Annotated in this window: 9 protein-coding genes; 5 read left to right on the top strand and 4 right to left on the bottom strand. The window is 72.5% G+C overall.

The genetic code is table 11. From position 1 onward, the window contains the following. Position 1 precedes the first annotated feature (1 nt). Entirely contained in the window at positions 2-2,101 is a 2,100-nt protein-coding gene (locus ACIQG9_RS24885; RefSeq protein ID WP_400406745.1) for a DEAD/DEAH box helicase, read from the top strand. 1 nt (position 2,102) lies between these two features. On the opposite strand, the gene ACIQG9_RS24880 is transcribed toward ACIQG9_RS24885, so the two are convergent. From ACIQG9_RS24880 to ACIQG9_RS24870, 3 genes are all read right to left on the bottom strand, one after another. Continuing rightward, positions 2,103-2,948, bottom strand: a complete 846-nt coding sequence (locus ACIQG9_RS24880) for an alpha/beta hydrolase (protein ID WP_400406743.1) — start codon at positions 2,946-2,948, stop codon at positions 2,103-2,105. A gap of 40 nt (positions 2,949-2,988) precedes the next feature. Then, complete coding sequence (locus tag ACIQG9_RS24875; protein WP_400406741.1) at positions 2,989-3,924, bottom strand: L,D-transpeptidase; 936 nt, start codon at positions 3,922-3,924, stop codon at positions 2,989-2,991. 74 nt (positions 3,925-3,998) lie between these two features. Then, positions 3,999-5,444 carry an alpha-amylase family protein gene (locus ACIQG9_RS24870; RefSeq protein WP_400406738.1) on the bottom strand — a complete coding sequence of 482 codons (1,446 nt, stop codon included), beginning with the start codon at positions 5,442-5,444 and terminating at the stop codon, positions 3,999-4,001. Between the two features lie 366 nt (positions 5,445-5,810). Between ACIQG9_RS24870 and ACIQG9_RS24865 the strand changes: the two genes are divergently transcribed. Genes ACIQG9_RS24865 through ACIQG9_RS24850 form a run of 4 tightly spaced genes read left to right on the top strand, consistent with a single transcriptional unit; the run spans position 5,811 to position 10,268 of the window. After that, positions 5,811-7,328, top strand: coding sequence for a hypothetical protein (locus ACIQG9_RS24865; protein WP_400406735.1), 1,518 nt, complete (start codon positions 5,811-5,813; stop codon positions 7,326-7,328). Further along, positions 7,325-8,791: an NADH-ubiquinone oxidoreductase-F iron-sulfur binding region domain-containing protein gene (locus ACIQG9_RS24860; RefSeq protein WP_400406733.1), complete on the top strand. Its 1,467-nt coding sequence runs from the start codon at positions 7,325-7,327 to the stop codon at positions 8,789-8,791. Before ACIQG9_RS24865 ends, ACIQG9_RS24860 begins: the two co-directional genes overlap by 4 nt. A gap of 20 nt (positions 8,792-8,811) precedes the next feature. Further along, positions 8,812-9,414, top strand: coding sequence for a redoxin domain-containing protein (locus tag ACIQG9_RS24855; protein WP_400406730.1), 603 nt, complete (start codon positions 8,812-8,814; stop codon positions 9,412-9,414). Continuing rightward, positions 9,414-10,268, top strand: coding sequence for a cytochrome c biogenesis CcdA family protein (locus tag ACIQG9_RS24850; protein ID WP_400406728.1), 855 nt, complete (start codon positions 9,414-9,416; stop codon positions 10,266-10,268). Before ACIQG9_RS24855 ends, ACIQG9_RS24850 begins: the two co-directional genes overlap by 1 nt. A gap of 108 nt (positions 10,269-10,376) precedes the next feature. On the opposite strand, the gene serS is transcribed toward ACIQG9_RS24850, so the two are convergent. Then, complete coding sequence (gene serS, locus ACIQG9_RS24845; protein ID WP_400406725.1) at positions 10,377-11,663, bottom strand: serine--tRNA ligase; 1,287 nt, start codon at positions 11,661-11,663, stop codon at positions 10,377-10,379. Between the last annotated feature and the right edge of the window lie 111 nt (positions 11,664-11,774).

Genomic DNA, 11,774 nt, shown 5'->3' with positions numbered 1-11,774 from the left:
GGTGCCGGCGGACCTGGACCCGGTCCTGGTGTACCACCTCGTCAACACCCTCGGGTGGCGTGACCTGCGGGAGTTGCAGCGGGCCGCCATCTCGCCGGTCAGCGACGGCCTGGACGCGCTGCTACTGGCACCGACCGCCGGTGGCAAGACCGAAGCTGCGCTCTTTCCGCTGCTCACCCGGATGGCCGAACAGCGGTGGACCGGCACCTCCGTGCTGTACCTGGCCCCGTTGAAGGCGCTACTCAACAACCTCCACCCGCGCATCGAGCGGTACGCCGGTTGGCTCGGCCGTCGGGCCGGGGTGTGGCACGGGGACGTCGGCGCTTCGCGTCGACGGGCGATGCTCCACGAGCAACCCGACCTCCTCCTCACCACGCCCGAATCGCTCGAATCCATGCTGGTCAGTACGAAGGTCGACCACCGGCTCTTCTTCTCCGGCCTGCGGGCGGTCGTGGTCGACGAGGTGCATGCCTTCGCCGGGGACGACCGAGGGTGGCACCTGCTCGCGGTACTGGAACGCCTGGCCCGCCTGGCCGGTCGGCCGCTGCAACGGGTCGGACTCTCCGCCACGGTCGGCAACCCGCGAGAGCTGCTCACCTGGTTGCAGGGCTCGGGGGCAAGTCTCCGTCCGGCCCAGGTGGTGGCACCCGGAACGGTAGTCGCTGTCGACCAGGCACCACCAGGCGACATCGTGCTGGACTACGTCGGTTCGCTGGCCAACGCCGCCACGGTGATCTCTGGCCTGCACCGGGGCGAGAAACGGCTGGTCTTCTGCGAATCCCGGCAGACGGTCGAAGAACTCGGTCAGCTACTGCGGGAGAAAGGGGTGACCACCTTTCTCTCGCACGCGTCACTGTCCGCCGACGAACGCCGTCGAGCCGAACAGGCGTTCGGTGCGGCCCGAGACTGCGTGATCGTCTCCACCAGCACGCTTGAGCTGGGCATCGACGTGGGCGACCTGGATCGGGTGATCCAGATCGACGCGCCAGCCACCGTGGCGTCGTTCCTGCAACGGCTCGGTCGGACCGGACGACGCTCGGGGAGCAGCCGCAATTGTCTCTTCCTCACTCTGAGCGGAAAGGCGCTGGTCGAGGCGGCTGCCCTGCTGCTGCTCTGGTCACGGGGGTGGGTCGAACCGGTGGTCGCGCCGCCCGAGCCCCGACACATCGTCGCCCAACAGATTCTCGCCCTGTGCCTACAGGAACACCAGGTCGGTGACCAGTTGTGGGCGCACGCCTGGAACGGGCTCCAGCCCTTCGAGGGGAAAGCCCAGCCGATCGTCCGACATCTGGTCGAGCAGGGCTACCTCGATCAGGACGGCGGCATGCTGTTCATCGGACCGGCTGCTGAGGAACGCTTCGGCCGGCGGCACTTCATGGAGATGACGGCCGTTTTCACCGGCCCCCCCGAGTTCACCGTGCTGCTCGGCCGCAGCGAGTTGGGACGGATCGATCCCAGCCTCCTCACCGAGGAGGTCAAGGGTGAGCGTCGACTCCTGCTCGGCGGGCGGAGTTGGCGGGTCACCTACATCGACTGGCGTCGCCGGCGGTGTTTCGTCGAGGCCGCCGACAGCGGCGGACGAGCCCGCTGGTCCGGTGGAGGGTGGGCGTACCTCAATTTCGAGTTGGTCCGGGCAGTTCGTGAGGTGCTGCTCGGTGCGGAGCCTCCGATAGCACTCACCCGTCGGGCAACGGAGCGATTGGCACGAGAACGCGAGGAGAAGCTGCACGTCGTACACCCGGGTGGAACCCTCATCGTTCCCGACAGGAAGGGCGATCTGCGTTGGTGGACCTGGGCGGGCTTCCGGGCGAATGCCACACTCGCCGCCACTCTGGGCGAGGTGATCGATCCGGTCGAGCGTTTCGATGACTGCAGCATCCGACTGCGGGAGAACGTCACCCCCGCTTCCTGGCGGGTAGCCACCGCCGACGCTGCTGACCGTCTCTGCCTGCCCGAGATCCATGACAAGGCCCTCGGCGGTCTGAAGTTCAGCGCGGCACTGCCGAGGCGCCTGGCCGCTGCCACCCTCGCCGCTCGTCTCGCGGACGTCGACCGGGCGGCAGCGGTGCTCGGCGAGCCGACCCGGTTCGTCGTCACCTGACTCAGCGGCGGGGGGTGCTTCCTGCCGATACCGACGTACTTGTCGTCTCCACCGCCCACTCCAGCGCGTAGTCGGCCACCGCCTCCCAGCCCGGCGCGCCCACCGTGAAGTGCGACCGGCCGGGGAACTCGTGGTACGCGGTCACCGCCCGGGACTTCTGGTAGAGGCCCGCGTTCGCCTTGACCAGCGAGGGTGGGGCGACGTGGTCCTCGCCGCCGGCGATCAGCAGCAGCGGCGGCCGGTCGTCCCGGCCGGTGTCGACGGTCGCGGCGGAACGCGGGTCGAGGTTGGCGAACGCCCCGTCGAAGAGCACCCGCCCGACCGCCGGCACGGCGTACCGCTGCCAGGCCCGGTCGGACTCGTCCGGGGGCAGGGTGTTGCCGAAGGCGTACCGGAACTCGTCCGGACTGATCTGCACGGCCCGGTGCCGGTTGGCGGGGCTGTGCAACACCGGGTACGCCGCGCGCAGCGTGCTGATCGGCAGTCGCAGCACCCCCTTGACCGGCGCGGGGGCGACCGCCACGGTGGCCGCGCCGAGACCCCGGTCCGCCAGCACCTGGGCGGCCAGCCCGCCGTACGAGTGGCCGATCACGATTGGCGGGTGCGGCAGGTCGCGGACCACCGCCGCGTAGTGGTCGATCACCTGACCCAGGGTCGTCCCGGCCATCGGCCCCGGGTCCTGGCGCAGCGCCTCCACCTCGCGGTCGAGGCCCGGCCAGGCCGGGGTGAGCACGTGGAAGCCACGGGCGCGGTACCGGCCGGCCCAGCCCTCCCAGCTACGCGGTGTCATCCACAGCCCGTGGATCAGCACGATCGTGTCGACCCGTCCGGTCGGCGCGGTTGCCATGGTGTCCTCCCCGGTGTCGTGTACGCGCGGACGCCGCCGCTTACCCTCCGGACGCCGCCCGATTCCCCCGGGCCGCAGGTGTCCCGGTGGGGGGTGGGGTGGCGAGCCTGTCGACGACGACCAGTTCGGTGCCCGGGAGAACCTCGGCGAGCAGTTCGCGCTGGGCGCTGCGGGTGAGCCGGATGCAGCCGTTGGTGACGTCCTGGCCGAGGGTGTCGTCGTCCTGCCAGCTATGCAGGCCGATGTGCGCGCCCCGCAGGCCGGTGGGCACCGCGTCCGGGTCGTCGGGGACGGCCCCGAGGGCGAAGACGTCCACCCCGCCGTAGACCTCCTCGGGTGGCGGGGTGCGGCCGAGGATGAAGGTCCGGCCCAGCGGGGTGGCCTGGCCGGGCTGGCCGAGGCTGACCGGCCAGGAGCGCAGCGGCTGGCCGTGGCGGTACCAGGTGAGTCGGTGCGCCCGGCGCTCCACCACGATCTGGTCGCGCAGGGCGGCACCGGTCCAGCCGCCCTCGGGCAGCCAGGCCACCCGGCGGCTGGCCGAGGGCAGCAGGACGGCCGTCCAGCCGGTCCGGCGTGTCACCACCGGCATGGTCAGCCCGACGCCGTTGATGGTCGGGGCGAGCAGGGCCCGGGGCCGTCCGCCCGGTGCGTCGTACGCGGCGATCTTCCGGGTGGGGGTGAGCCCCTCGGTCAGCGGGGTGACGTCCAGCGGGTGCGGGTCGGCCGGGAAGCCGGCGGGCGCCGGGTCGTAGTCGATCACGGGCAGGCCGGCGGGGGCCGGCGCGGCGGCCGGCACCGTCGGGTCGGCGGCGTCGGTGGTGGGCGCCGGTGGTGCGGCGGCCTGCCGGGCCGGTGCGGGCGCGTCGTGCCGCAGCGCCGCCCCGACCAGCAGGGCGAGCACCAGCAGCGCCGGTACGCCGAGGACGGCGGCGAGCGGGCCGCGCCCCCTGCGCTGACTCAATCGGTCGAAAAGCACCAAACAACTCTAAGCGGCAGGGCCCTCGTCCGGTGTGATTCGCCCCGGACGAGGGCCCCGAGGGTCGGTGCGGGTCAGGACAGCCTGGCTCCGACGTGGATGGCGATCGCGTCGTGTGCGGCGATGTTGGCGGCGAACCAGCCGGCGGAGTCCACCGTGACCACCGGCCCGGTGCACGAGCCGCCGCTGAAGTCGCCGTGGATCACGTCGCAGTACCGGCCGGCGGGCAGCCCCGCGTAGTACGACCGGCCGTTGACCGCCGCGTCCTCGTCGTTGATGGTCAGGTAGCCCTTGCCGGTCCGGCTGAACGCGATGTGCTGGTAGCCGTTGTCGTACCAGTTGGCGACCGCGGCACCCTGGGTGGCGTTGTTGAAGCCGACCATGTTCTGCACCACCCGCCAGCGGTGCTCGCACTCCCAGCCCGAGTAGCAGGTGGTGTTGAGGGTCTTGTTGCCGGCGTCCGAGGGCGGCCCCTGGTCCTTGTTGCCGAAGGTGTAGCTCGACATCACCGTCGGCGAGCCGTACGGCCAGGCCAGCATGAACGCGTTCGCCAGCGCGTACGCGGCCCCGTTGCGGTAGGTCAGCACCCCGCCCTCACGCTGGGTGTCGTGGTTGTCCACGAAGACCGCCGCCGAGCCGCCGGGCAGGTAGCCCCACGCCTCGCCGAAGTTCCGCAGGTACGCCAGCCGCTCGCTGTTGAACATCCGGGCCAGGTCCTTGCCGTACCGGAACTCGTGCACGTCGCCGTTGCCGGTGTACTCGGTCGGCTGGATCGGCTCACCGGCGCCGTAGATGACCTCCTGCACCAGGTACGCCGAGCGGGAGAGCTTGCCCTTGATGGCGGCGATGTCGGCCGCCGGCATGTGCTTGCTGGCGTCCAGCCGGAACCCGTCCACCCCGAGGGAGAGCAGGTCGTTGAGGTATCCGGCGATCTTCGACCGGACGTAGTCCGACTCGGTCTTCAGGTCCGACAGGTTGACCAGTTCGCAGTTCTGCACCTCGTACCGGTCGTTGTAGTTGGCGATGTCGTCGCCGCCGTTGCGACCGCAGTGGTGGAAGTCCTGGGTCTGGTAGATGCCCGGGTAGTCGTAGTGTCCGTACGTCGAGCCGGCCCAGCCGGTGCCGCCGGCGTCCTGGCCGGACATGTGGTTGATCACCGCGTCGACGATCACCTTGACCCCGGCCGTGTGGCAGGCGTTCACCATGGACTGGAACTGCGCGCGGGTGCCCTTGCGCGACTCGATCCGGTAGCTGACCGGCTGGTACGCCACCCACCACTGGTTGCCTTTGACGTGCTCCTGAGGTGGGGAGACCTGGACGTAGCCGTACCCCTTGGGGCCGAGCACGGTGGTGCACTCGGTGGCCACCGAGGGCCAGTTCCACTCGAAGAGGTTGGCGATGACCTTCTTGGTGCCGGACGGCGCGGCGGCGGCCGGGGGTGCCGCCACGGCGATGGGTGCGAGCAGACCGGCGAGCGCGCCGAGGGCGAGGATCGCCGAGCGGCATCGACGTCGATGCATCGGTACTCCTGGGGGTCGGGGGGATGGTGGCAGCGCGGGGGAGGGCTCCGACTGACGGGTTCTTGCAGTCGGGGCTGAAAATTTTCGGAAAGGTTACAAGCGTATTGCAGGAGCTGTCAACGGATGTACATGCGTCGTTGCGCTGGGCGCTACACGTGCGCCGGGGCGGGACGGTTCGACGGATCCGTCGAGAAATTCGCCACCCACACTGATCCGTACGCGCCGGACGTCCGTACTGGAGGTGGGAGCAGGGTCGGCCGGTGGTGGCGCCGCCGTTAGACGATCGAGGAGCAGATGGCCCGGGCAAAGCAGAACGAGAAGGCGGCGACCGTCCGGACCACCACCAGCAGCCGTGGTGTCCGGACCGTGTCGAAGTCCGCCATGGCGCTGATGGTCGGGTCCGCGTTGGGCCTGCTCTGGGCCGGGGTGGAGATGACCGGCAACGGCGCGGCGATGTACGCGTACGGCTTCTTCTTCACCGAGTTCTTCGCCGGCGTGGTGGCCCTGGTGTCGCTCAGCCTCACCGTGATGATGGGCCTGCTCGCCACCGACCGGCTGGTCCTCCTGATCCGGCACCGGGTGCTGCTCCAGTCCGCGCACCGGGCCACCGGCATCCTCGGCATCGCCGGCCTGGTGTTCCACGTCATCACCAAGGTCGCGATCGGCCGGGCCGGCCCGACCGACGCCCTGGTCCCGTTCATCGGCGGCAGCGGGCTCTACGTCGGACTCGGCACGGTGGCCGCCTTCCTCATGGTGAGCGTGCTCTGGACCGGCCTGGTCCGGGTCCGCTTCGCCGGTGTCGGCCCGAAGTGGTTCTGGCGCAGCCTGCACTCCCTGGCGTACGTCTCCTGGCCCTTCGCCCTGGTCCACGGCCTCAACGCCGGCCGTACCGCGCAGTCCTGGGTGGTGCTCAGCTACCTGGCCTGCGTGCTGCTGGTGGTGGTGGCGCTGATGGTGCGGTTCTCCGTCTACCTCGGCAAGCGCACCCGGGAACAGCAGCAGGCCGCCGCCCTGAACAAGGCGATGACCGCCAAGGCGACCGACGAGGGCAAGGGCCGGTCGCTGCTCGGCGGGCTCGGCCGCCGGAAGGACGAGGAGACGACGGAGAGCCGGGGCGGCTGGGCCGAGACCGCGCTCGCGCCCGCCTGGAACGGGCCGACCGGCATCGCCCGGCGACGCGACCCCGACCGGTTCACCGTCCCGGTGGTGCCCGAGCCGGGCACCCTGCGCGAACCGGTCCGGGGCGGCCGTCGCCGCGACGCCGAGGAGGCGGAGCCGGCCCCCCGCCGCGAGCGCGACCTGGAACCGGCCGCCCGCCGCCGGGCCGACGAGGACGTCGCGCCGGTCTCCGGCAGCCGCCGTCGGGACGAGGCCATCGCGCCGGTCTCCGGCAGCCGGCGGGCCCGCTACGAGGACGACGTCGCGCCGGTCTCCGCCGGCCGCCGGGCCCGGCTCGACGACGAGGACGTCGCCCCCGTCTCCACCGGCCGACGGGCCCGCCGGGAGGACGACGACGACCTGGCCGCCCGCTACTCGGCACCGCCCCGACGGCGCACCGAGGAGCCCGAGGAGCCGTGGGACAGCCCGCGCCGCTGGGAGTCCAGCCAGCCCGTCTCGGCCGAGCCGATCTCCGCCGTCCCGCGTAGCGGGTCCGGCCGGCACAGTGTCGAGGAGGACGTGCCGGAGGAGCCGGACTACTGGCGACCGCCGGCCCGGTACGTCGCCGACGACCTCCCGGTCGACGACACCCCGACCCTGGTCGACCTGGCCTCGCGCCGGGCCATGCGGGCCACCAGCGAGGGCCGGGGCCGGCGCAAGGGCAAGGCCAACGCGGACGCCGTCGACGGGGCGTACTGGGCCGGGCTGCGGGGCGAGGCCAAGTGATGCGGACCAAGGTGCCCCCGGTGGCCTGTGTCGGGGAGCCCCGGCTCACCGCCGGGTTCGCCGAGTTCGGCCGGCTCGACCTGATGGCACACGAGATGACGCACGGCCCGATCGGGCCGATGGAACCGGCCAACCTGCTCCGGCTGGCCGAGAGCATCCAGCTCAAGGGCAAGGGCGGCGCGGGTTTCCCGTTCTTCCGGAAGTTCAAGGCGGTGCTGGAGTCCTGCGAACGGCAGGACCTCCCGGCCGTGGTGGTGGTCAACGCCACCGAGGGGGAGCCGGCGAGCTGGAAGGACAAGGTGCTGCTCACCCGGGCGCCGCACCTGATCCTCGACGGCGCGGCGCTGGCCGCGTACGCGCTGGACGCGGAGGAGATCGTGCTCTGCGTCGCCGACGACCTGGTCGGCCGGGACTCGCTCACCGAGGCCCTCGCCGAACGCCGGATGCCGGTGCCCACCAGCATCGTCACCGTGCCGCACCGGTTCATCTCCGGCGAGGGCGGCGCGCTGGTCAACGGCATCAACGGGCTGCCGCACATCCCGCCGGGCACCAAGAAGCGGTCCAGCGACTCGGGCGTGCGCAACCTGCCCACCCTGCTCTCCAACGCCGAGACGTACTCCCAGGTGGCCGTCGCCGCCCGGCTCGGCCCGTACGAGTACGCCGCGCTCGGCACCGACGACGAACCCGGCACCGTGCTGCTCACGGTGACCGGCCAGGCCAAGCGCCCGGCGGTGGTGGAGTGCGCCGCCGGCACCCCGCTGCGGGAGATCCTCGAACTCTGCGAGGTGCCGGAGGGGCCGGGCATCCTGATGGGCGGCTACCACGGCCGGTGGATCACCTGGGAGGCGGCGCAGCGGGCCGAGGTCACCCGCAGGAGCCTCACCAAGGTCGGCGGCACCCTGGGCGCCGGCATCATCGTCCCGCTCGGCAAGGACACCTGCCCGCTCGGCGAGGCCGCGCAGGTGGTCCGCTACCTGGCCGGGGAGTCCGCCGGCCAGTGCGGGCCGTGCAAGCGGGGCCTGCCCGACCTGGCCCGCGCCGTCGACCTGGCGGTCTCCGGCAGCGCGCCGGTGGAGGTCGTCCGGGCCGCCGCCGGCGACGTCAAGGGTCGCGGCGCGTGCAGCCACCCCGACGGTACGTCCCGGTTCGCGCTCTCGGCGATGGAGGTCTTCGCCGAGGACCTGAAGCAGCACACCACCGGGGAGGGCTGCGGCAAGCGGGTCAAGGGCGTGATGGGGCTGCCCGGCGCCCCGGACGCCAACCCCCGGAAGCTGACCCTGGACTGGTCCCGCTGCGACGGGCACGGGCTCTGTGCCCACGTCGTGCCGGACTTCATCCGGCTGGACGGCAACGGCTATCCCGCGTTCCCGTCCACCCCCGTGCCGACCTGGCTGAAGGAGGGCGCGATGAAGGCGGTGAAGGTCTGCCCCGAACTCGCGCTGCGGCTGGTCGAGGCCAAGTAGCCCACCGAGAGGAGACGCGGATGCGGTCGTCGTACCCGCACAGCCGACCGGGTGGCCGGCTCGCCGCCACCGCCGTGCTGGTCGGCGCCCTGCTGACCGGTTCGGCGTGCGCAGTCGGTCCCGCACCGGGGCAGCCGGCCGCCGAGGTCGCCGTCCCGGTCGGCACCGCCGCGCCGCTGCCCGCCGGCACCCCCGCCGGGCCGGGCGCACCTGCCGCCGTGCCCGAGGTGCTGCGGTTCACCGGGAAGACCCTGGACGGCGCGGCGTTCTCCGCCGCCACCCTGGCCGGCCGGCCGGTGGTGCTGTGGTTCTGGGCGCCCTGGTGCGCCACCTGCGCCAGCCAGGCGTGGTCGGTGGCCGAGATCGCCCCCAACTACCGGGACACCGTGCCGATCGTCGGGGTGGCCGGCCTGGGCGAGCAGCAGGCCATGAAGGACTTCGTCACGGAGTTCGACCTCGCCGGCACCCCGCAGCTCGACGACCGGGCGGGCGCCCTCTGGCGCCGGTTCGAGATCGTCGAGCAGAGCACCTTCCTGATCATCGATCGGGACGGGAAGGTGGTCCACCAGGGCTTCCTCGACGGTGAGGAACTGACCCGCCGGGTCGCCGCGCTGGCCGGCTGATGACCGGCCCGCTGCTGCTCGCGCTGACCGCCGGCATGCTCGGCGCGGTCAACCCGTGCGGGTTCGCGATGCTGCCGGCGTACCTGTCGCTGCTGGTCGCCGGCCCGGCGGACACCCGGGGCGCGATCGGCCGCGCGCTCACCGCGGCGGCCGGCCTGACCTGCGGGTACGTCGTCGTCTTCGGTGCCTTCGGGCTGGCCGTGGCGCCGCTGGCCGGCTGGCTGCGCCCCCGGCTGCCGTGGCTGACCGTGACCCTCGGGCTGGGCCTGCTGGCGCTCGGCTGCTGGCTGCTCGCCGGTCGGCGGCTGCCCACCCCGGGCCCGGCGGCCCGCGCCCCCCGGCTGACCCGCTCGCTGCCGTCCATGGCGCTGTTCGGGATGGCGTACGCGCTGGCCTCGCTGAGCTGTGCCAGCGCGCCGTTCCTGGCCATCGTGGTGACCAGCCTGCGGGCCGGTTCGACGCTGCGCGGGCTGGCGCTCTTCGTCGCGTACGCGATCGGGATGGGCCTGGTGGTGGCGGTGGCCGCGCTCGGCGTGGCGCTGCTGCGCGGCCGGGTGGTGGCCGGGCTGCGCGGCGTCGCCGCGTGGATGCCCCGGCTCAGCGGCCTGGTGCTGCTCGTCGCCGGCGGCTACGTCGCCTGGTACGGCTGGTACGAGGTCCGGCTCGCCCAGGGCCGGTACGACGCCTTCGGCGACCCGGTGGTGGTCGGCGCGGCCCGGCTCCAGCGGGCGTTGGTGGCGACCCTGGACACCGCCGGTCCGCTGGTGCTCGCCGGGCTGCTGGTCGTGCTGCTCGCCGTGGCGGCGTTGCGTCGTCGCAGCCGGACCCGCGAGGACGACCCCGGGCGGGCGTAGCGCGGCGGCCGAGGCCGGATGCGGGGGCGCGGCCGTCGCGGTGCCGTGCGGTGGGCGGCGGCAGCCGGTAGCTCCCGGTTGCCGCCGCCCGGCCGACGGGCGGGACAGTCAGCGGATCGGCGTGAGCCGGTCGGTGCCGAGCCGGTCGCGGAGCACCTCGGGCACCAGCACCGAGCCGTCGGGCTGCTGGAACTGCTCCAGGATGGCCGGGAAGAGCCGGCTGGTGGCCAGCGCCGAGCCGTTGAGGGTGTGCACGAAGCGGGTCTGCTTGCCGCCCGGCTCGCGGTAGCGGATGGCCGCCCGGCGGGCCTGGTAGTCGCCGGCCCAGGAGACCGACGAGACCTCCTTGTACTTGCCGGTGCTCGGCATCCACACCTCGATGTCGAGGGTCTTCTTCATCGAGGCGCTGGCGTCACCGGCGGAGAGCAGGCTGCGCTGGTAGTGCAGGCCCAGCCGCTCGACCAGGCTCTCGGCGTGGGCGAGCATCTCCTCCAGCGCCGCGTCGGCCTGCTCGGGCAGGGTGAACTGGAAGATCTCCACCTTGTTGAACTGGTGACCCCGGACGGTGCCGCGCTCGTCGGAGTGCGAACCGGCCGCCTCCCGGCGGTAGCAGGGGGTGTACGCGAACGCCTTCAGCGGCAGCTTCGGCGTCTCCAGGATCTCGTCCTGGTACGCGCCGAGGATGGCCGTCTCCGAGGTGGGCAGCAGGAACTGCCCGCGCGGGGCGGACTCCCGGTCGAGGTGGTAGACGTCGTCGTAGAACTTGGGGAACTGGCCGGCGGCGAAGCCGGCGGTGTCCAGCAGCAGGTGCGGCGGGAGCAGGAACTCGTAACCGGCCCGGACGTGCTCGTCGATGAACCAGTTGAGCAGTGCCCACTCCAGCCGGGCGCCCAGGCCGGTGTACATCCAGAAGCCGGAGCCGCCGAGCTTGACGCCCCGCTCGTGGTCGACCAGACCGAGCGCGCGGCTCAGCTCCACGTGGTCGCGGATCTTCTCGATGACCGGCGGCTCGCCGAACGTCTTCACCACCCGGTTGGCTTCCTTGCCGCCGGGGACGACGTCGTCGGCGGGCAGGTTGGGCAGCTCGCTCATCGTCCGCCGCAGCCGGGCCTGCACCTCGTCGAGCTGGGACTCCAGCTCGGCGAGCTGCTTGCGCTCGGCCTCCGGCGCGACGGACTCCGGCGTGCTGCCGGCCCGCTTCGCCTGCGCGTACGCCCGGGCCTCGGCCTTGCGGCGCTGCCGCTCGGCGTCGATCTCCGTGATCAGGGCGCGGCGTTCCTGGTCGAGCCGCTGGATCTCGTCCAGCACCCGATTGACCTCGGCGGGATCCAGCCGCTTCGCCAGCGCGGTCGCCACCGCCTCGCGATCCTTCCGGATCAACTCCATGTCGAGCATGCTGCTCCGTACGCCTCCGTCCAGGCAGTCAGGTGAGACCCCCAGATGCTACCGTCGCGGCCTTTCGCCCCCGGCCCGGCCCGGCGGAGCCGTCGATGTCGACGTCCCCAC

Source organism: Micromonospora sp. NPDC092111 (genome assembly GCF_044755745.1).
GTDB lineage: Bacteria > Actinomycetota > Actinomycetes > Mycobacteriales > Micromonosporaceae > Micromonospora.
Note: the sequence above shows the minus strand (reverse complement) of the source record. Positions and strands in the feature narration are given on the sequence as shown.